The 21296-nt window shown below is 73.2% G+C and carries 13 protein-coding genes; 10 read left to right on the top strand and 3 right to left on the bottom strand.

Features of this window, described 5'->3' with window-relative positions:
• Nucleotides 1–346 precede the first annotated feature (346 nt).
• From ACZ7DE_RS03215 to ACZ7DE_RS03205, 3 genes are all read left to right on the top strand, one after another.
• Nucleotides 347–934, top strand: coding sequence for a sigma-70 family RNA polymerase sigma factor (locus tag ACZ7DE_RS03215; RefSeq protein ID WP_189718553.1), 588 nt, complete (start codon nt 347–349; stop codon nt 932–934).
• A 154-nt stretch (nt 935–1088) separates the two neighbouring features.
• Nucleotides 1089–2591 carry an IMP dehydrogenase gene (guaB, locus tag ACZ7DE_RS03210; protein WP_470757356.1) on the top strand — a complete coding sequence of 501 codons (1503 nt, stop codon included), beginning with the start codon at nt 1089–1091 and terminating at the stop codon, nt 2589–2591.
• Between the two features lie 115 nt (nt 2592–2706).
• Nucleotides 2707–3831 (top strand): GuaB3 family IMP dehydrogenase-related protein, encoded by a 1125-nt coding sequence (locus tag ACZ7DE_RS03205; protein ID WP_470757354.1) that lies wholly within the window; start codon nt 2707–2709, stop codon nt 3829–3831.
• Nucleotides 3832–3956: 125 nt separating this feature from the next.
• Here ACZ7DE_RS03205 and ACZ7DE_RS03200 read toward each other — a convergent pair whose 3' ends face one another.
• Complete coding sequence (locus tag ACZ7DE_RS03200; RefSeq protein ID WP_470757352.1) at nt 3957–5165, bottom strand: nucleotide sugar dehydrogenase; 1209 nt, start codon at nt 5163–5165, stop codon at nt 3957–3959.
• A 432-nt stretch (nt 5166–5597) separates the two neighbouring features.
• Between ACZ7DE_RS03200 and ACZ7DE_RS03195 the strand changes: the two genes are divergently transcribed.
• Nucleotides 5598–7304 carry a glycerol-3-phosphate dehydrogenase/oxidase gene (locus ACZ7DE_RS03195; RefSeq protein ID WP_470757350.1) on the top strand — a complete coding sequence of 569 codons (1707 nt, stop codon included), beginning with the start codon at nt 5598–5600 and terminating at the stop codon, nt 7302–7304.
• Nucleotides 7305–7402: 98 nt separating this feature from the next.
• On the opposite strand, the gene ACZ7DE_RS03190 is transcribed toward ACZ7DE_RS03195, so the two are convergent.
• Nucleotides 7403–8425 carry a serine hydrolase domain-containing protein gene (locus ACZ7DE_RS03190; protein ID WP_470757978.1) on the bottom strand — a complete coding sequence of 341 codons (1023 nt, stop codon included), beginning with the start codon at nt 8423–8425 and terminating at the stop codon, nt 7403–7405.
• 280 nt (nt 8426–8705) lie between these two features.
• Between ACZ7DE_RS03190 and ACZ7DE_RS03185 the strand changes: the two genes are divergently transcribed.
• The 5 genes from ACZ7DE_RS03185 to ACZ7DE_RS03165 all read left to right on the top strand — a co-directional run bounded on the left by ACZ7DE_RS03185 (nt 8706) and on the right by ACZ7DE_RS03165 (nt 19303).
• Nucleotides 8706–10922, top strand: coding sequence for a serine/threonine-protein kinase (locus ACZ7DE_RS03185; RefSeq protein ID WP_470757348.1), 2217 nt, complete (start codon nt 8706–8708; stop codon nt 10920–10922).
• Between the two features lie 177 nt (nt 10923–11099).
• On the top strand, nt 11100–13808 hold the full coding sequence (locus ACZ7DE_RS03180; protein ID WP_470757346.1) for a protein kinase: 2709 nt from the start codon (nt 11100–11102) through the stop codon (nt 13806–13808).
• Nucleotides 13809–13957: 149 nt separating this feature from the next.
• Nucleotides 13958–15706 carry a serine/threonine-protein kinase gene (locus ACZ7DE_RS03175; protein ID WP_470757344.1) on the top strand — a complete coding sequence of 583 codons (1749 nt, stop codon included), beginning with the start codon at nt 13958–13960 and terminating at the stop codon, nt 15704–15706.
• A gap of 76 nt (nt 15707–15782) precedes the next feature.
• The gene (locus ACZ7DE_RS03170) at nt 15783–17423 is read left to right on the top strand and encodes a serine/threonine-protein kinase (RefSeq protein ID WP_470757342.1); all 1641 of its coding nucleotides are present in this window, start codon (nt 15783–15785) and stop codon (nt 17421–17423) included.
• A gap of 92 nt (nt 17424–17515) precedes the next feature.
• Complete coding sequence (locus tag ACZ7DE_RS03165) at nt 17516–19303, top strand: serine/threonine-protein kinase (protein ID WP_470757340.1); 1788 nt, start codon at nt 17516–17518, stop codon at nt 19301–19303.
• Here ACZ7DE_RS03165 and ACZ7DE_RS03160 read toward each other — a convergent pair.
• Nucleotides 19300–20289, bottom strand: coding sequence for an AraC family transcriptional regulator (locus tag ACZ7DE_RS03160; protein ID WP_470757338.1), 990 nt, complete (start codon nt 20287–20289; stop codon nt 19300–19302). The two genes, ACZ7DE_RS03165 and ACZ7DE_RS03160, sit on opposite strands and share 4 nt — an antisense overlap.
• Before the next feature lie 86 nt (nt 20290–20375).
• Between ACZ7DE_RS03160 and ACZ7DE_RS03155 the strand changes: the two genes are divergently transcribed.
• Complete coding sequence (locus ACZ7DE_RS03155) at nt 20376–21272, top strand: MBL fold metallo-hydrolase (RefSeq protein WP_470757336.1); 897 nt, start codon at nt 20376–20378, stop codon at nt 21270–21272.
• Nucleotides 21273–21296 lie beyond the last annotated feature (24 nt).

The following is a 21296-nucleotide window of genomic DNA, read 5'->3' as shown; positions in this document are numbered from 1 at the left end:
GCCCTGGGCCGCCCGGCGGATCGGACCGGATTCGCGTGACATCGGTCATTCAGTGAGGGGAGCGGGCTCATGGGCGAACCTCCCTGCTCAGAAGCGGTCTGGAGGCCGGGCGAGAACCCCTCCCGCCGCACGGCGGGCGGGAGCGGCGCGGGGTCCCGGCGGGCGGCCGCTGCTCGTTTCGCCGCGCATGCCGCATCCTTGAGGTGTGGAGTTCCTCGGGGACGAGTCGGTCGAGCGGAAGGGGAGGGCGCAGGGGATGAGTGCCGGCGCACCTGCTCATAACGCTTCGGTGCACAACGACGGGCACGGTGCCGCGGCCGGTCCGGCCGCAGTGCACCATGGACCGATGCGCGATGACGAGGCGGTCACTGCCGTGGGGACGATCGGAGCACTCGTCCATCGCGCCGTGGACGGCGACGAGCAGGCCACTCACGACCTGCTGGCCCACGTCCACCCCCTGGCGCTGCGCTACTGCCGCACCCGGCTGTCCCGGCTGCCCGGCGACGCGCGCCACTTCGTGGAGGACCTCGCCCAGGAGGTCTGCGTGGCGGTCCTGCTCGCGCTTCCCCGCTACCGGGACACCGGCAGACCCTTCGAGGCCTTCGTCTTCGCCATCGCCGCCCACAAGGTCGCCGACCTGCAGCGGGCCGCGATGCGCCATCCGGGCTCGACGGCGGTCCCGTCCGACGAGATGCCCGAACGCCCGGACGACTCGCTCGGCCCCGAAGAACGCGCCCTCCTCAGCAGCGATGCCGAGTGGGCGAAGAAACTTCTGGCCAACCTGCCCGAGAACCAGCGGGAACTGCTCCTGCTGCGCATCGCGGTGGGCCTCACCGCCGAGGAGACCGGCCAGATGTTGGGAATGTCACCCGGAGCGGTCCGAGTGGCCCAGCACCGGGCGCTCAGCAGGCTGCGGGCACTCGCAGAGCAGTAGGGATCCCGGTCACCGGGCCTTCGGTGAACAGGCCGACCGTGCTTTCCGTACGAACATACGAAGCCCGCAGTGATACGCGACCGTGGAATTCGGGCGGTGCGCTTCCCGTTAGCATGGACATCCGCACCGATCAAGGCCATTTGGGGAAGGTGTCATGACTGCCAACGTCGACGGAGTGCCCGCAAAATTCGCGACCCTCGGGCTCACCTACGACGACGTGCTGCTGCTGCCGGGCGCATCCGAGGTGCTCCCCAACGCGGTCGACACCTCGTCCCGCATCTCCCGCAATGTTCGGGTCAACATCCCGCTGCTGTCGGCGGCGATGGACAAGGTGACCGAGTCCCGCATGGCGATCGCGATGGCCCGCCAGGGCGGCGTCGGCGTGCTGCACCGCAACCTGTCCATCGAGGACCAGGTCAACCAGGTCGACCTGGTGAAGCGCTCCGAGTCCGGCATGGTCACCGACCCGATCACGGTGCACCCGGACGCGACGCTGGCCGAGGCCGACGCCCTGTGCGCCAAGTTCCGCATCAGCGGTGTGCCGGTCACCGACGCCGGCGGCAAGCTGCTCGGCATCGTCACCAACCGCGACATGGCCTTCGAGTCCGACCGCTCCCGCCAGGTGCGCGAGGTCATGACCCCGATGCCGCTGGTCACCGGCAAGGTGGGCATCTCCGGCGTCGAGGCCATGGAGCTGCTGCGCAAGCACAAGATCGAGAAGCTTCCGCTGGTCGACGAGGCGGGCCTGCTCAAGGGCCTCATCACGGTCAAGGACTTCGTCAAGGCCGAGAAGTACCCCCGGGCCGCCAAGGACGCCGAGGGCCGGCTGCTCGTCGGCGCGGCCGTCGGCGCCAGCCCCGAGGCGCTGGAGCGCGCCCAGGCCCTCGCCGAGGCCGGCGTGGACTTCCTGGTCGTCGACACCTCCCACGGCCACAACAGCAACGCCCTCAGCTGGATGTCGAAGATCAAGTCGAGCGTCCGCGTCGACGTGATCGGCGGCAACGTCGCCACCCGTGACGGCGCCCAGGCCCTGATCGACGCCGGCGTCGACGGCATCAAGGTCGGCGTCGGACCCGGCTCGATCTGCACCACCCGTGTGGTCGCCGGCATCGGCGTCCCGCAGGTCACGGCCATCTACGAGGCGTCCCTCGCCGCCCGTCCGGCGGGTATCCCGCTGATCGGCGACGGCGGTCTGCAGTACTCCGGCGACATCGGCAAGGCCCTGGCCGCCGGCGCCGACACGGTGATGCTGGGCAGCCTCCTCGCGGGTTGCGAGGAGTCGCCGGGCGAGCTGCAGTTCATCAACGGCAAGCAGTTCAAGTCGTACCGCGGCATGGGCTCGCTGGGCGCCATGCAGTCCCGCGGCCAGGCCAAGTCGTACTCCAAGGACCGCTACTTCCAGGCGGAGGTCGCGGCCGACGACAAGCTCGTGCCCGAGGGCATCGAGGGCCAGGTGCCCTACCGCGGCCCGCTCGGCAACGTGCTGCACCAGCTCGTCGGCGGTCTGCGCCAGACCATGGGCTACGTGGGCGCCGCCACCATCGAGGAGATGGAGACCAAGGGCCGCTTCGTCCGGATCACCTCCGCGGGTCTCAAGGAGAGCCACCCGCACGACATCCAGATGACGGTCGAGGCACCGAACTACAGCAACAAGTAGGCGCCACGCGCGCGTGAGGCACGGCGAGGGCGGCCCCGGAGCATCCGGGGCCGCCCTCGCCGTGCCCGTCGGCGATACTGGAAGACGCTGAACGCATCAGGGAAAGGCCACAGACGTGACTGAGATCGAGATCGGGCGCGGCAAGCGCGGCCGCCGGGCGTATGCCTTCGACGACATCGCCGTCGTCCCCAGCCGCCGTACGCGGGACCCGAAGGAGGTCTCGATCGCCTGGCAGATCGACGCCTACCGCTTCGAGCTGCCGTTCCTGGCGGCTCCCATGGACTCGGTCGTCTCCCCGGCCACCGCGATCCGCATCGGTGAGCTGGGCGGCCTGGGCGTACTGAACCTCGAAGGCCTGTGGACCCGGCACGAGGACCCGCAGCCGCTGCTGGACGAGATCGTCGAGCTGGACGTGGACACGGCGACCCGCCGCCTCCAGGAGATCTACGCGGCCCCCATCAAGGAGGAGCTGATCGGGCAGCGCATCAAGGAAGTGCGCGACTCGGGCGTGGTCACCGCGGCCGCGCTCTCCCCGCAGCGCACGGCCCAGTTCTCCAAGGCCGTCGTCGACGCGGGCGTGGACATCTTCGTCATCCGCGGTACGACGGTCTCCGCGGAGCACGTCTCCGGCTCGCACGAGCCGCTGAACCTGAAGCAGTTCATCTACGAGCTCGACGTCCCGGTGATCGTCGGCGGCTGCGCCACCTACACGGCGGCCCTGCACCTGATGCGCACGGGCGCGGCGGGCGTCCTGGTCGGCTTCGGCGGCGGCGCGGCGCACACCACGCGCAACGTGCTGGGCATCCAGGTCCCGATGGCGACGGCGGTGGCCGACGTGGCCGCCGCCCGCCGCGACTACATGGACGAGTCCGGCGGCCGGTACGTGCACGTGATCGCGGACGGCGGCGTCGGCTGGTCCGGCGACCTGCCCAAGGCGATCGCCTGCGGCGCCGACTCGGTGATGATGGGCTCCCCGCTCGCGCGCGCCACGGACGCGCCGGGCCGAGGCCACCACTGGGGCATGGAGGCCGTCAACGAGGAGCTGCCGCGCGGCAAGAAGGTCGATCTGGGCACGGTCGGCACCATCGAGGAGGTCCTCGCGGGCCCCTCGCACACGCCCGACGGCTCGATGAACTTCTTCGGCGCGCTGCGGCGGGCCATGGCCACGACCGGCTACAGCGAGCTCAAGGAGTTCCAGCGCGTCGAGGTCACGGTGGCGGACTCGGTGCACCGCCGGTAACCCCGGCCGTCCGCAGGATTACGAAAAGGGGCCGGCCGCCTCACCCCGATGAGGCGACCGGCCCCTTTCGCGTGCCCGGGGCACGCATGGGCCGGGGCGTGCGGCGCGGCGGCGCGCGCCCCGGTTCACAGCCGATGCGCCGCCCCCGTGGGGGTGGCCCCCCGGGTGTCCAGCAGCAGCTGCGCCTTCACCGACAGGCCCTGCAGGTCGTACGTCCGGTGCTGCTGGAGGAGGATCGTGAGGTCGGCGTCGGCGGCGGCCTCGTAGAGGGAGTCGGCGCGCGGCACCGGACGGTCCAGGACGTTCCACGACGGGACGTGCGGGTCGTTGTAGCTGACGGCCGCGCCGAGTTCCATCAGACGGATCGCGATCTCGCGCGCGGGGCTGTTCTGCTGGTCGGCGAGGTCCGCCTTGTAGGTGACGCCGAGCAGCAGCACGCGCGCGCCCCGCGCCGACTTGCCGTGCTCGTTGAGGAGGGCGGCGGCGCGCTGGACGACGTAGCGCGGCATGCGGTTGTTGACCTGCTGGGCGAGTTCCACCATGCGCAGCGTGCTGCCGGCGTGGCCGGTGCGGTCCAGGGGCACGGAGTGGCCGCCGACGCCGGGGCCGGGGCGGAAGGCCTCGAAGCCGAAGGGCTTGGTCTCCGCGCAGCGGACGACGTCCCACAGGTCGACGCCCAGGTCGTGGCAGAGGACGGCCATCTCGTTGACGAGGGCGATGTTGACGTGCCGGAAGTTGGTCTCCAGGAGCTGCACCGTCTCCGCTTCCCGCAGGCCACGCGCGCGTACCACCTTGTCGGTGAGACGGCCGTAGAAGGCGGCTGCGGACTCGGTGCAGGCAGGGGTGAGCCCGCCGATCACCTTCGGCGTGGTGGCCGGGGTGAAGGCGCGGCTGCCGGGGTCGACCCGGCTGGGGGAGTGGGCGAGGTGGAAGTCGCGGCCCGCGCGCAGGCCCGACGTCTCCTCCAGGAGCGGCCGCAGGAATTCCTCCGTGGCCCCGGGGTACACGGGTGACTCCAGGATCACGGTGGTGTGCGGGCGCAGGTGTCCGGCCAGGGTGCGGGCGGCTGCCTCCACCTGGCTCAGGTCGAGTCCGCCGTCCGCGTCGCGCGGGGTCGGCGCGCAGATGACGGCGGTGCGCACCCGGCCCAGTTCGGCGGGGTTGGTGGCGGGCCGGAAACCCCCCGAGAGCATCCGGCGCAGTTCGGCGGGGCTGAGCGAGCCGGCCTCGGGGCCGGTGCGGTAACCGATGGTGGGGATGCCTGCGGCCACGGCGGCCTGGGCCAGGGGCAGGCCGAGCGGGCCGAGTCCGATGACGGCGAGATCTGCGGGCATGGCGTATGCCGTCCTTCCCAGTAACCGAGGTGGGACAGGTGCGCAAGCCCTGTGGACAGGATGGGCGAGCGCAATGTCAGACTAGGAGTAAATATGACCGATATGCGGGATTGGTCGACTGTGTTGAACCGGTCGTGTCGGCCGGACCCGTCCGGCCTCCCGGGGCCGGGCCGCGGGCCGGTCCGCGGGCCGGGCCGTGCGGCTCCGCCGGTGTGGGACCGGCGGTGTGGGGCCGGGCGTCCGGGCCCTGGCCGGGCGCGGTGACCGGCTGTGTTTCCCGGGAGGCCGGCTCCGGTTCCGTGAGAGTTGTCCACAGGCTGGGGGCGAGTGGTGGCTGAAGCCGGGCATCAAGGTCAGAATTTGGGCATGGGGGATACGGACGGGGTCTCGCCCTGACAGGGCGCGGCCGGTGACCGACAGCGGGAGGCAGCGGTGAGGACAGCGACACTGGGTCCGGTACAACGAGCCGAGTCACTGGCGGCCATGGCCGAGCGCGAACTGGACGTGTTGGTGGTCGGCAGCGGCGTGGTGGGCGCGGGCACCGCCCTGGACGCCGTGACCCGCGGCCTGTCCACAGGACTGGTCGAGGCGCGGGACTGGGCGTCGGGCACCTCCAGCAGGTCCAGCAAGCTGATCCACGGCGGACTGCGGTACCTGGAGATGCTCGACTTCGCCCTCGTACGGGAGGCGCTCAAGGAGCGCGGCCTGCTGCTGGAACGGCTCGCTCCGCACCTCGTGAAGCCGGTGCCCTTCCTGTACCCGCTCCAGCACAAGGGCTGGGAGCGGCTGTACGCCGGCTCGGGCGTCGCGCTCTACGACGCGATGTCCATGGCGCGCGGCCACGGCCGGGGTCTGCCGATGCACCGTCACCTGAGCCGTCGTCACGCCCTGCGCGTGTCACCCGCCTTGAGGAAGGACGCCCTGGTCGGCGCGTTGCAGTACTACGACGCGCAGATGGACGACGCCCGCTTCGTCGCCACCCTGGTGCGCACCGCCGCGGCCTACGGGGCGAAGGCGGCCAACCGCGCGCGGGTGACGGGCTTCCTGCGTGAGGGCGAACGGGTCGTGGGCGCGCGTGTCCAGGACGTCGAGGCGGGCGGGGAGTACGAGATCCGCGCCCGGCAGGTCGTCAACGCCACGGGCGTGTGGACCGACGACACGCAGGCGATGGTCGGTGAGCGCGGCCAGTTCCACGTCCGCGCCTCCAAGGGCATCCACCTCGTCGTGCCGCGGGACCGCATCAGCTCCACCACGGGGCTGATCCTGCGCACCGAGAAGTCCGTGCTGTTCGTCATCCCCTGGGGCCGGCACTGGATCGTCGGCACGACGGACACCAGCTGGGACCTCGACAAGTCCCACCCGGCCGCCTCCAGCGCCGACATCGACTACCTCCTCGAGCATGTGAACTCGGTGCTCTCGGTGCCGTTGACCAGGGACGACGTCGAGGGCGTGTACGCCGGCCTGCGGCCGCTGCTGGCCGGTGAGTCCGACGCCACCAGCAAGCTGTCGCGGGAGCACACCGTCGCGCACCCGGTACCGGGGCTGGTCGTCGTGGCGGGCGGCAAGTACACGACGTACCGGGTGATGGCGAAGGACGCCGTCGACGAGGCGGTGCGCGGACTCGACCAGCGGGTGGCCGACTGCGTCACGGAGGACGTGCCGCTGCTGGGTGCGGAGGGCTACCGGGCCCTGTGGAACGCGCGGGCGCGGACCGCGGCGCGGACCGGCCTGCACGTGGTGCGGGTCGAGCATCTGCTCAACCGCTTCGGGTCGATGGCGGAGGAACTGCTGGACCTCATCGCCGCGGACCCGTCGCTGGGCGAGCCGCTGCAGTTCGCCGACGACTATCTGCGCGCCGAGATCGTGTACGCCGCCTCCCACGAGGGAGCACGGCACCTGGACGACGTGCTGACGCGCCGCACGCGCATCTCCATCGAGACCTTCGACCGCGGCACCCGCAGCGCCCGCGAGGCCGCCGAACTCATGGCCCCGGTCCTCGGCTGGGACAAGGACCAGGTCGAGCGCGAGGTCCAGCACTACGAGAAGCGGGTCGAGGCCGAGCGTGAGTCGCAGCGCCAGCCCGACGACCAGACGGCCGACGCGGCCCGGCTGGGAGCGCCGGACATCGTGCCGTTCTGAACACCGCCCGCGCGCCGGCGTCCCGAAGGCGGGCGCGCCGGGGTGTTTCACCCGAACGGGTGTCGTGAGGCGGGATCTCCGTTCGGGGCCGGCTCGTTCTACGGGGTGCGAGGACAGAACTCGGCGGCGAGCAGGGCCGGTTCGAGGCCGGGGTCTGCGATCGCCGTCGTGTTCACCCGGAACGTGAGGACACGCCGGCCGCCCGGCACGGCAGCGCTGCGTACGTAACTGCCGGCGATACGGCCGTTGTGCCCCCACACCGTGACGCCGCACGGGAGCTTCGCGGGGAACACGCCCATGCCGTACGAGCCGTGTGCGGCACGGGTGTCGAGCATCTCGCGCAGCCGGCGCGGGGGCAGCAGTTCACCGTCGAGCAGCGCCGCGTAGAAGCGGTCCAGATCGGCGAGCGTGGTCACCAGCTCGCCCGCGGCCCCGGCCACCCGCGGGTCGAGTGCGGTGACGTCGGCCCCGTCCGTGTCGAGGGCGCGGCCGTGCGGGGAGGGCAGAAAGGTGCGGGAGCCGGGAAAGGAGGTGCCGGTCAGACGCAGGGGAGCGATGATCCGCCGCTCGGTCTCGGTGGCGTACGAGTGGCCGGTGACCTGCTCGACGATCAGGCCGAGCAGGACGTAGTTGGTGTTGGAGTAGGCGAAGCGGCCGCGGTCGGCCGGAGGGTGGGTGAGGGCGATTCGGACGGCTTGAACCGCGGTGAGGGGTACGACGCCGCCGGTGTCCCGGGTGAAGTCGTACAGGCCGCTGGTGTGGGTGAGCAGGGAACGCAGGGTCAGCGCGCGCCCGTCGTTTCCCGCCCCGCGCACCAGGCCGGGCAGGTGCGACTCCACCGTGTCGGACAGGGACAGCCGGTGCTCGTCGGCCAGTTGCAGGACGACGGTCGCGAGAAAGGTCTTCGTGATGCTGCCGGCCCGGAAGTGGTCGGACCGTGAGATGCCCGGGCCCGCCTCGGCGTAGCGGGTGCCGCTCTCCTCACGGGCCAGCAGGGCGGCGGCGGGCGCCCTGCCCCGGGTGAGGAGCAGCGGGAGGAGGGCGTCCGCGGGCGATGCGGAGGTCGCCGGTGAGCCGGCTCCGAACGAGCCGAGGAGCGCCAGGGCCACCGGTGCGGCCATCAGGCTCCGAAGCGGCGGCGTCACGGACTCTTCCTTCCTCCCTCTTCTCCTTGCCTTTGGCGCTCATCATCCACGGGCCGGTCCCGCCCACTTCAGGCGGTCCCGGCCCACTCGATCGGCCTTCGTCGCGCTCTTTGGCCGGAGCGTGGTGCACCTTCTGGCCGGAATACTCCACCCCTGGGATGCGGTCCGGATGCCATGAGGGGCACCCTGGGCGTTGGGCACTTGTCGGGTGAGGGACAATGGAGGCTCTGTCAGGGCGGGTTGCATGAGGGGACGCATGTCGGAGGCGGAGCGGGCGGGAACACCCCGTCAGGACAAGAGCGCACGTCTCCTCGCCGGGCGGTACCGGCTGGGAGATGTACTCGGCCGCGGCGGCATGGGGACGGTGTGGCGCGCCGAGGACGAGACCCTCGGGCGCACGGTCGCCGTCAAGGAGCTGCGGTTCCCGGGGAACATCGACGAGGACGAGAAGCGGCGGCTGATCACGCGGACGCTGCGCGAGGCGAAGGCCATCGCGCGGATCCGCAACAACAGCGCGGTGACGGTCTTCGACGTGGTCGAGGAGGACGACCGGCCGTGGATCGTGATGGAGCTCGTCGAGGGCAAGTCGCTCGCCGAGGTCATCCGTGAGGACGGCGTGCTGGAGCCCAAGCGGGCGGCGGAGGTCGGACTGGCGATCCTCGACGTGCTGCGGTCGGCCCACCGCGAGGGCATCCTGCACCGGGACGTGAAGCCGTCGAACGTGCTGATCGCCGAGGACGGCCGGGTCGTGCTCACGGACTTCGGCATCGCCCAGGTGGAGGGCGATCCGTCGATCACCTCCACCGGCATGCTCGTCGGCGCGCCCTCCTACATCTCCCCCGAGCGGGCCCGCGGCCACAAGCCGGGTCCGGCGGCCGACCTGTGGTCGCTCGGCGGTCTGCTGTACGCGTCGGTCGAGGGTTCGCCGCCGTACGACAAGGGCTCCGCGATCGCCACGCTCACCGCGGTGATGACCGAGCAGTTGGAGGAGCCGAAGAACGCGGGTCCGCTGAGGGACGTCATCTACGGCCTGCTCACCAAGGATCCCGCGCGGCGGCTCGACGACGCCGGTGCGCGCGCGATGCTCAACGCGGTGCTGCACGCGCCCGAACCGAGCCACGCCGAGCCGGCCGACGCGACGAAGGTCGTGCCCCTGCCGACGCTGCCGGACAACTCGGGCAAGGGGAGTTCGGCGGGCGCGGAGGCGGGCGAGAAGCTGCGCGGGGCGCTGCGGTCCGTGCGGAAGGCCGCCGTCGCCGCGGGGGCGGCGACCTCGGCGGCCGCGGCCCGCGCCAAGTCGTCGAACGGGACGAGTGCTTCCGGTTCCGTGCGCGCGGACGAGTCTCGGACGGGCGGCGCGGCGCGGAGCTCCGGGGCTCGGGACTCCGGGGCCGCGGCTTCCGCCGCCGCCCCGCCTGCCGTGCCGGCTTCCCCGGCACGGACCGCATCGTCCTCGGCATCGTCCTCGGCGTCGGCTCCTGCGCAGGCGGCCCGTCCGGTGTCCGGGGCGGCCTCCGGATCCGTGTCGTCGTCCGCGTCCGTGCCGGCGGCCCGTTCCGGGAACGGTTCGGGGGGCGGCTCCGCAGCGCGTTCCGGTTCGGGTGCCGCCGTGGGTTCCGGTTCGGGTTCCGGTTCCGGTTCCGGAGGGCACGGCGAGGGTGGCGGGCGCAGTTCCGGGTGGCCCGTCATGACGCCTCCGGACCTGCCGCCGCGGCCCGTGCCCAGGGCCCCGCTGACCGACGTCGTGCCCAAGCGGACGCTGGTGATCATCGCCGTGGTGGTGATGCTCGCGGTGCTCGGCACCGTGCTGGCCCTCACGCTCGGCGGTGACGACGAGGCGAGTGGCGCCAAGGGCGGCGGCGCCGACCGGCCGGTGGCCAGTGACAGCGCCGGCGCCGACACCAAGGAGGACACGAGCGGCGGGACCCGTACGGACGGGGCACAGTCGCAGTCGCAGCCCGCGTCGTCCGGGTCCTCGTCCGGCGGCACGTCCGCGGCCGGGGGCGCCGGATCCGGCGCCCCCGCCACCGGGGACAGCAGGGCGGCGACGACGCACAAGGGCTCGCAGGGCTACTACTCGATCGGGCTGCCCGCGGGGTGGAAGTACAAATCCGCGGACTCCGCGGGCGACCGCTTCGTCGGGCCCGACGGGCAGAAGCTGCTCGTCGCCTGGACGACCACGCCCAAGGACGACCCCGTCGCCGACTGGAAGAACCAGGAGCGCTCCATGAGGCGCTCCCAGTACACGAAGATCCGGATACATCAGGTGGACTACCGCGACTGGAACACGGCCGACTGGGAGTTCACCTACACGGACGGCGGGACGGCGTACCGGACCATCGACCGCGGGTTCGTCGTGAACGACGGTCTCGGCTACGCGCTGATGTACACGGCGAAGGCCGCCGCGTGGGGCAGCGACCTGCGGGAGACCACATGGGCGACGCTGACGGACACCTTCAGGCCGAAGAAGTAGCCGACGCCCGGCAGCGCGGTTCGGGGCGTGAGATCCTGCATCCTCTCTTTGCGGGTTGCCTCCGGCACGTATCGTGAGTGCTTGCGGACCGTACGCATCCAGCTATTCGGCCGGATAAGGCTGTAACGGCACGCAGGACGAACGGAATTGACCGGCCGGGCGGCTGAGGGGGGCAACGTGGACGACTATGCGGGTCGGGTACTCGTCGACCGCTACCGCCTGCCACTGCCGCCCTCCGACGAGTACGAACTCACCGAGTCCCGGGCCTTCGACACCTACAGCGGGCAGGAAGTCCTGGTCCGCCAGGTGCCGTTGCCGGAGGTCGTCGAGGCCGAGGTGCTCGACGCGGAGGGCTTGCCCGAAGGGTTCACCGCACGGGAGCGCGAGGCGCGGCGGCCGGCCGCCCGGGGACCGGGCGCGGGCTCCGGCGCGGGCGCGGGGACACGACGGCCCGCCGACCCCGTCGTACGGCGGGCGATGGAGGCGGCCCAGGCCACGGCGGGCATTCCCGACCATCCGCGGCTCGACCAGGTCTTCGACGTGTTCGCCGAGGGCGGTTCGCTGTGGATAGTGAGCGAACTGGTGGCCGCACGGCCGCTGGCGGCGCTGCTCGCCGAGAAGCCGCTGACGCCGTACCGGGCCGCCGAGGTCGCCTCCGACGTGCTCATGGCGCTGCGGGTGCTGCACGCCCATGGCTGGGTGCACCGGAACATCACCGCCCGCACGGTCCTCGTCTGCGACGACGGCCGGGTCATGCTGACCGGCCTCGCGGTCGGCGCGGCGGAAGAGGCGTTGTGCGGGTACGACCCGGTGCCGGCCGAGGACACGGCGCAGGGCGCGCAAGGGGTGCAGGGCACGCAGGGTGCGCAGGGCGCGGCGGGCCCGAGGGGCACGCAGAGCGGTGGAAACGGTTTCGACGGCGGGGCCGTTGGGCACGGCGGGGCCGCTGGGCACGGTGGCGGTGTCGCGCCTCGGGCTTCCGCGCCCCCGCTCCAGCCGCGCGGCCAGGGCGCCTTCGGCGGGCCGGGCGGTGCGGGCGGTGCGGGCCGGGGCGGGCTCGAGTCCGGGGCGGCGGATCCCGAGGCGGCTCGGCGGGCCGCCATAGAGGCGCGGGCCTCGGGTGCGCTGCCGGTGGCGGCGGGCGAGCCCTCCGGCGGGAGCGGGGCGTCCGGGGCGGTGGCGCGCAGGGCGCCCATGGAGACCGGCGGAGACATCCGCGCCGCGCGGGCCGGAGCGATCGCCGCGTACCGCGCAGGGGCCCGGGCGGCGGCCCGGATACAGGAAGCGCAGGAAGCCCAGCAGAACGGACGGGCGGCCCTGCCCGGCGCCCGCACCCCGGCCGACGGCGAACAGGGCACCGGGGGCGGCAACCCTCCTGGCCGGATCGCCGACCCCTACGGGGTGCAGGGCGCGCCCGTGCCCGCGCCGCACACCCCCTACGTCCCCGGTCAGCCGCCGTACGGCGCGGCCCCGTCGTCGCACGCCGCGCTCACGCCCGTCCCCGGCGCGCCGGTCCCCGTGCCCGGCCCGAGCCAGGGCCAGGGCCCGGGACCGTCGGGCGAGGCGCGGACCGGGGCCGGTTGGGGCGAGCCGACGGCCGGAACTCCCGGGAGCGGCCCCCGGCGTGGGCCCGGCACCGCGCTCGCCGCCGAGCGGGCGAGGCAGGCGAGGATGGCCGTCGTCGGACCGGTCACCGAGCGCTGGGCGCCCGAGCAGGCCGGGCCGGTGCACGAGAACTGGCAGCTGGCCGCTCCGATCGGTCCCGCGACCGACCTGTGGGCCCTGGGCGCGCTGCTCTTCAGGGCCGTGCAGGGGCATGCGCCGTATCCGGAGGAGTCGACGGCCGAGCTGGTGCAGATGGTGTGCGCCGAGCCGCCCGCCTTCGCCGAGGAGTGCGGTCCGCTCCGGCCGGTCGTGGAGTCGCTGCTGCGCCAGGACCCCACCGAGCGCCTCGACTTCGAGGAGCTGCGGGGCTGGCTGCGCTCGCTGGTGCGGTCCGCGCCGGAGCCGGAGGCGGGGACGTATGTCGTGGCCGCCCCGCCCGCCGACCCCCGCCGGCTGCCGATCGTGCGCCGCAGGGGCGAGCTGGTGCGCCGGCGGCGCGCCGGTCTGCCCGCGCCGCACGGGCGGCACAAGCGGGCCCGGCAGGAGACGGGCGGCTCGCCGCGCAGTCTGGGCCGGACCCTGCTCGTGATGATCCTGCTGGTGCTGGCCGCGGCGGTCGCGTACGCCGTGCTGTTCATGCCCAAGGCCGGCGAGGAGGGGGCGGCCGGCCCGGACGCCTCCCCGCGCACCGGGGCCGCCGGGCAGACGACCGGCCAGGCGCCCGAGGCGAGCAGCGAACCCCGGCCCGACCAGACCTCGCCGGGCGCCTCCGCGTCCTCGGAGGCGGAGGCCACCCGCACGCAGACCGGCGGATCCGGTACGGAGGTCGCCGACGGGTTCACCCTCCGCAAGGACGCCGCAGGCTTCCAGGTCGCCGTGGCCGACGGCTGGGACCGCACGCCGAAGAACGGGCGCGGTCAGGTCGTCTACTCGCACGGAAGCTTCGAGCTGATCGTCGTCCCCGGCCGCGACAGCGCGTCGTCCGACGGCAGCGACCCGATGGTCTACCAGCGGGAGAAGGAGAGCGAGCTCCAGCCCTACCGCGACTCCAGCTGGGCCACGGCCTCCGGGCTGCGCACCACGACCGTGGGCACCCGGACCATGGCGGAGGGGCAGTTCACCTGGACCGGCGCCGGCGGCCGTGAGCTGTACGTCCGCAACCTGGCGATCCTGATCGCGGGGCGGTACCACATCGTGCAGGTCAGGGGGCCGGAAGCCGAACGGGACGAGGTCACCCGGCTGTTCGAGCAGGCGTCGTCCACCTACCAGTACACGGGCTGACAACGGGTCGTGGACCTCGCAGGTTGCCTCGTGGGCCCGGAAGCGACAACCGTCACAGTGCTGTCTCCTTGGGACCCCCCTGGTTCCCCGGAAGCGGCCCGGTCCTTACGCTGACCTTGTCAAGAGCATTGCGGGGCAACGTGAATCAGATGCAGGGCCTGCTCCTCGCGGGGCGCTACCGGCTTGCCGACGCCATAGGGAGCGGCGGTATGGGCCGGGTGTGGCGTGCCCACGACGAGGTGCTGCACCGGGCGGTGGCCATCAAGGAGCTGACGGCCGCGCTCTACGTCGCCGAGGGCGACCAGGCGATTTTGCTGGCGCGGACCAGGGCGGAGGCCCGTGCGGCCGCGCGGATCAACCACTCCGCCGTGGTCACCGTCCATGACGTGCTGGAACACGACGGACGCCCGTGGATCGTCATGGAGTTGGTCGAGGGCCGTTCGCTGGCCGACGCCGTCAAGGAGGACGGGCGCGTCGAGCCCACGGAGGCCGCCCGGATCGGCCTGTGGGTGCTGCGGGCCCTGCGCGCCGCGCACTCCGCCGGCGTGCTGCACCGTGACGTCAAGCCGGGCAACGTGCTCCTCTCCCACGACGGCCGCGTCCTGCTCACCGACTTCGGCATCGCCCAGATCGAGGGCGACACCACCATCACGCGGACCGGAGAGGTCGTCGGCTCCGTCGACTATCTGGCCCCCGAGCGGGTGCGCGGCCATGACCCCGGCCCCTCCTCCGACCTGTGGGCGCTGGGCGCGACGCTGTACACGGCGGTGGAGGGGCGGTCGCCGTTCCGCCGCACCTCGCCGCTGAGCACGCTGCAGGCCGTCGTCGAGGAGGAGGCCGCCGAGCCCCGGCACGCCGGTCCGCTCGGCCCGGTCATCACGGCCCTGCTGCGCAAGGATCCCGCCGCACGTCCCGGCACGGGCGAGGCCGAGCAGCTTCTGGCCGAGGCCGCCGAGGGACGGCGTCCCAGCGGTGCGCAGGTCTACGTGCCCACGCAGTTCGCGGGGCCGGACCGGGCCACGGGGGGTCATGCGTCCGCCTCCCACTCCACGGCGCGTTCGGCGTCCCACGCCACGCCCGGCACCTCGTACGTTCCGTTCGCGCCGGAGTCGTCGACGCCGGTGCCCGGCCACCCCACGACCGCCCCGACCGCCGTGGGCCCGACGAACGTCGGACCGAGTCCGGCCGCGCCGTTCCCGCAGGCCGCGCCGGTCGCGCCGACGGGGGCCGCCCAGCCGCCCCGGCGCCGTGGCCGGCTGCGCACCACGGCGCTCGTGGTCGTCGTCGCCGCACTGGTCGGCGGCGGCACGGCGATCGCGCTGCAGAAGTGGGACCAGGGACAGGAGCCGACCACCGGGTCCGGGTCCGGGGCCGGGTCCTCGTCCGCCTCGCCGAGCCCGACGCCCACCGGCGAGCAGGGGACGGCGTCCGACTCCTGGGAGCCGGTCAACGACCCGCTGGGCTTCGGGCTCGCCCTCCCCAAGGGCTGGAAGCGGGAGGTGTACCAGGACGAAGGCGATCTCCAGCAGATCGACTACACGCCCGACGGCGGCAAGCACTTCGTGCGCATCGCCCTCGACAAGTCCCCCGACTTCAGCGACCCCTACGCGCACCAGGTCGACCTCGAACAGCAGCTCAAGCGGCTGGTCGGCTACGAGCGGGTCACCCTGGAGAAGAACGTCTACCGCGACCGGGACGGCTCCGAGTGGGAGTACACCTGGACCGCGCTGGCGAAGGACACGAAATTCCCCGGGCCGCGCCGCGCGATCGAGGAGACGTACGTCTCCCGCGACGGCGCCGAGTACGCGATCTACATGTCCTCGCCCGCCGAGGACTGGGCCACGACCGCCAAGCAGTTCAGGTCCGTGCTGCAGAGCTGGCGCGAGCCGGGTTCCTAGCGTCCGCGGCCGGGGGCGCGGCAGTTGGCCGGACCGCGCCCCGGAGGCCCGGCCTCCGGTGGGGCATGATGGGCCCATGGGGACCGAGGGGGGCGAGGACGCCGTACGGGTCATCGCGGGCCGTTACCGGCTGGAGGCGAGGCTCGGACGCGGCGGCATGGGCGTCGTGTGGCGGGCCACGGACCAGCTGCTGGGACGGCGTGTCGCGGTCAAGGAGCTGATCCAGGACGACACGCTCTCCGCCGAGGAGGCACGCGGCCGCCGCGACCGGACGCTGCGTGAGGCCCGGGCGGTCGCCCAGCTCAGCCATCCGCACATCATCGTGGTGCACGACGTGGTCGAGGACGACGAACGCCCGTACATCGTCATGGAGTTGATCGACGGCGGCTCACTCGCCGACCGGATCGCCGCCGAGGGTCCGCTCGCGCCGAAGGAGGCGGCCCGGATCGCCGTCGCCCTGCTCGGCGCCCTGCGAGCCGCGCACACGGCCGGGGTTCTGCACCGGGACATCAAGCCGGCGAACGTCCTGCTGGAACGCGACAGCGACCGGGTCGTCCTCACCGACTTCGGGATCGCACAGATCGCGGGCGCCACCACGCTCACCGAGACCGGTTCGTTCGTCGGCTCGCCCGAGTACACGGCGCCCGAGCGGATGTCCGGGGCGCGCACCGGCGCGGAGTCCGACCTGTGGTCGCTGGGCGCGCTGCTGTGCACGGCGCTGAGCGGTGAATCCCCCTTCCGGCGCGACTCGTTGGGCGGCATCCTGCACGCCGTCGTGTTCGCCGAGATCCGCACGCCCGCGCAGGCCGCCCCGCTGCTGCCCGTCGTACGGGGGCTGCTGGAGCGCGATCCGGACCGGCGGCTGGGCGCGGCGGAGGCCGAGCGGCTGCTGCGCACCTTCCTGGACACCGGGCGCACGCCGCCACCGGTGTCGTCCGGCTACACCCCGACCCAGGCCGACGTGCCCCGGCCGAGGCCCGACCAGGCCGCCCGGGAGCGCTCGACGCGCGGCGTGCTGGTGGCCGCGCTGCTCGTCGCCGCGATGGCCGGGGCGGGCGTGTCGGCGGCGGCGCTGCTGCTCAACGGGGACGGCGACGGGGGGCGTACGCCCGCGAGTTCGGCGCCGGGTTCGTCGACGAGCGGCACGCCGAGCCGGCCGCAGACGAGCGGCACGCCGAGTCCCTCGCCCTCTCCCAGCGCGTCCCCCACGGCGATCCACGGGACGTACCCGGCCTCGCCGCCCGCTTCCTCCCGCACGTCGGCCCGCGCGCCGTCCGCTCCCTCCGGCTACCGCGTGAGCGACGACCCGGCCGGCTTCGCGCTCGCCGTGCCGGACGACTTCACGCGCGTGCCGCAGGGCGAGCGGGTCTTCTACATGTCGCCGGGTCAGGTCTTCCGCCTCGGCGTCAAGGTCTCCGACGCGCCGTCGGACGGCCCGCTCGCCGTGATGGAGCGGGCCGCCGCCGAGGGCCCGGACACCAACCCGGGCTACCACGACGGCCAGGTCACCGAGACGACCCACGGCGGACGGCCCGCGGCCCTGTGGCAGTTCACCTGGAACGGCTTCAGCGCGGCGGAGGGCCTGCGGCACACGTACGACCTGTGCTGGGAGGAGGGCGGGCGGCTGTACGACGTGTGGGTGTCGGCGCCGGTCGGGAAGGTGCGGGAGGCGCGGGAGTATTTCGACGTCGCGGTCGACACCTTCGTACCCTCGTAAAAAGGAAATAAGGAACGGTGCACGTCACGGGTCTGTGACCGGTGTCCCCGCACAATGGATATCGGCCCGCATGGCGCGATATGGATGGAACCATGAGCCACGACGGGGGAGTCGGCCACGGGCCCGACGAGACGACGAGTTTTGTTCTGCAACCGCCGAACCCGAACCCGAGCGCGAGCGCGAGCCCGAACTCGACCCCGCAACCGCACCCGGGCGTGAACGCGAGCCGGAGCGCGGACCCGGCCGCCGTACCGTCGCCATCGCCTTCGCCATCGCCATCGCCTTCGCCATCGCCATCGCCGTCGCCATCGTCGCCAGAGGCGTCGTCTTGGCCGTCGCCGTCACAGCGGGCACAACCGTCGCCGTCGCCGGTCGGGCCGCCGCCGGAGCCGGGGGTCGGGCGGCTCATCGCCGGGCGGTACCGGCTGCTCGCCAAGCTCGGGCACGGCGGCATGGGCACGGTGTGGCGCGCCAAGGACGAGACGGTGGACCGCGAGGTCGCCGTCAAGGAGCCCCGTGTCCCGGACCAGCTTCCCGAACGCGAACGCGCCAACGCGTTCGAGCGGATGCGCCGCGAGGCACGGGCCGCGGCCCGGCTGGACCATCCGGCGGTCGTCGGCGTGCACGACGTGGCCGTCGTGGACGGACGGCCGTGGATCGTGATGGAGCTGGTGCGCGGGCGCTCGCTCGGCGACGTCCTCCAGGAGGGCACCCTCGGCGCACGCGAGGCGGCCCGGATCGGCCTCGAAGTGCTCGGCGCGCTCGAGGCCGCGCACGCGGCGGGCGTCCTGCACCGGGACGTCAAGCCGGACAACATCCTCCTCGGCCGTCACGGCCGCATCGTCCTCACCGACTTCGGCATCGCCCAGATCGAGGGCGAGACCAACCTGACCGACACCGGCGGCTTCGTCGGCTCGCCCGAGTACATCGCCCCCGAGCGGGTGCTGGGGCAGCGACCGGGTCCGGCCGCCGACCTGTGGTCCCTGGGCGTGGTGCTCTACGCGGCGAGCGAGGGCGTCTCGCCGTTCCGCCGCAGCAACACGCCGGCCACGCTCCAGTCCGTCCTCAACGCGACCCCCGCGCCGCCCGTCGCCGCGCAGGGCCCGCTCGCCGAGGCCGTCAACGGGCTGCTGCAGAAGGATCCGGCGCGCCGCCCGGACGCCGCCCGGGTGCGGGCCCTGCTGGAGGCCGCCGCGAACACGCCCGCGCCCCTGCCCACCCTGGCCGGGGCGCACGCCGAAGTCCCCCGTGCCCGGCGCCGGTTGGGCCGCGCGGCGTGGATCGGGCTCGGCGCGGCCGTCGTCGCGGCGGCGGTGGCGGTGGGCCTGATGATCGCCGACCCGTTCGCGGGGCCGCTGCCGGACGGCTGGAAGACGAGCCACGAGAAGGAGGTCACCGCGACGCTCGCGGTGCCCGACAGCTATGTGCGCGGCGAACCCGCCAAGGACGCCCCGGTCGGCGACCACTGGGTGAGCTACACCGACCCGAGCGGCGCGATCTCGGTCGTCCTGCTGGTCGAACGCAAGGCGCAGGACACCAGCCGGGAGATCAAGGACTCCGCCGCCGCCGAGATGTACGCCGACAACGGCGACTTCAAGGAGTCCGGAAGCTACGAGCTCGACATGCCGAAGGGGCCGCGGACCAGGACGGACGACAACGTGACCTTCCACGGCCGCAAGGCCGCCGGGAACACGGTCGTGTACACCACCACCGACAGTCAGCAGCCCGCTCCGCGGGAGCTCGAGATCCTGTACTACAAGTCCACCGGCGGCGACATGTACAAGCTCATGATCGGCTATCCCGGCAAGGGCGACTTCACCTCGCGGGGCCGCGAGGTGGCCCGCAACGCGATCGCCAACCTGAAGATCGACAAGCTCTAGGCGTGCTGTCCGGGCCGGTCCCCGCTGACTGGCAAGTCCCCGCCGGCCGGCAGGTCCCCGCCGACCGCCGCGGCGCGGTACTTACCCGGTGTGGTGCCGAACTCCCGGCTGAAGGCGTGCGAGAGCGCGTACGGACTGCCGTACCCCGTCTCCCGGGCCACCGCCGCGAGCGGCGCGTCCGTCTCGCGCAGCCGGGCCGCGGCGAGGGTCAGACGCCACCACGTCAGGTACGCCATCGGCGGCCGGCCGACCAGTGCGCCGAAGCGGCGCGCGAGCGTCGCCCGTGAGACGCCCGCCCGGGCCGCCAGGCTGTCACCGGTCCAGGGCGCGGCCGGGTCGGCGTGCAGGGCGCGCAGCGCGGCCGTGGCCACCGGGTCGCCCAGGACGGCCGGCCAGGTACCGGCCGAGGCCCGCGCCAGCCACGCCCGGACCATGTAGAGGAGCAGCAGGTCGAGCAGACCGGTCAGAGCGAGGGAGGAGCCGGGCCGCCGGCCGTCGAGCTCACGGGCCAGCAGGTCGACGGCGGACCGCAGTTCCGGCGGCCGGTCCGCCGTGTCCGCCAGATGCACGACCTGGGGGAGCTCCGCCAGCAGCGGGTGGGCACGGCTGTGGTCCAGGCGGTACTTGCCGCACAGCAGCTCCACTTGGGGTACGCCGCCCGCGTCGTCCGCGCCGCCGGTCACGTCCAGGGGCTCCCTCGGCCCGGCCTCCTCGAACGGCACCGCCCGGGCCGCCGTCGCCGCGTCCACCGGCCGGTCGGCCAGCACATGACCGGCGCCGTGCGGCAGCAGGACGACGTCCCCCGGGCCGAGGGCGATTCCCTCGCCGCCCCGGGGCAGCAGCCAACAGCTCCCCGCGAGGACGACATGGAAGCCCGCGCCCTCGTAGGGGGCGATCCGTGTGCACCAACTGCCGCTCACGCTGAGCCTGTTGGAGTGCGGGCGCCCGGTGCGCACGGAGGAGATCGCGTCGCTCACCACATCCATGGCGCAAGCGTACGTGAGACGTACGCGTATCCGGTTGAGCGATTCGGGCATCGAAACGCTCAACGGTGTCTTCCTAGGCTCCGGTCATGACTGACGAACAGGTGCAGAGTTTCACGGTCGGGGACGTCGAGATCCTCCGAGTGGTCGAGTGGCAGTCCCTCTTCGTGCCCGCGGCCGACCTCGTCCCCGGCGTCGGCCCCGAGGTCTGGAAGGAGCACCGGCACGAACTAGCCCCGGACCACTGGGACCCCGGCAGCGACCGGGTGATGTCGGCGCTGCAGACCTGGGTCGTGCGCAGCGCCGGCCGGACGGTCCTCGTCGACACCGGGGTGGGCAACGGCCGTGAGCGGCCGGGCTTCCCGCACTTCCACCGTCGGCAGGGCGACCTGCCGGGGCGGCTCGCCGCGGCCGGGGTGCGCCCGCAGGACGTCGACGTCGTGGTCAACACGCACATCCACGCCGACCACGTCGGCTGGAACACCGTGGACGTCCAGGGGGAGTGGACGCCGACCTTCCCCCGGGCCCGCTACCTCCTGCCGGCCGCCGACGACGCCCACTTCGGTCCGGCGGGCGGCTACGGCGCGGGACGGCGGGAGGACGACCGCCTGGTCTACGAGGACAGCGTCGCGCCGGTGCACCGGGCCGGGCAGGCCGTGCTCTGGGACGGCCGGTACCGCGTCGACGAGCACCTCACCCTGGAGTCGGCGCCCGGCCACACCCCGGGCTCGTCCGTCCTGCGGGTCGCCTCGCGCGGCGAACGCGCCGTGTTCGTGGGCGACTTGCTGCACAGCCCGGTACAGGTGCTGCGTCCGCGGTGCAGCAGCTGCTTCTGTCTCGATCCGGACCTGGCGGCCGTCCAGCGCGCCAGGATCCTCGAACGCGCCGCATACGAAGGGGAGTTGGTGATTCCTGCACATTTCGCCGGCTCGGGTGCGGTCGAGGTGCGACGGCTCGGCGCGGGACGGTTCGCACTGGGCAGGTGAGGAAGACGTTGATCGTGGTAGTCA

This window comes from Streptomyces sp. NPDC037083 (genome assembly GCF_055606485.1).
The sequence above is the reverse complement of the archived record's forward strand: the minus strand, read 5'-3'. Positions and strand labels throughout refer to the sequence as shown.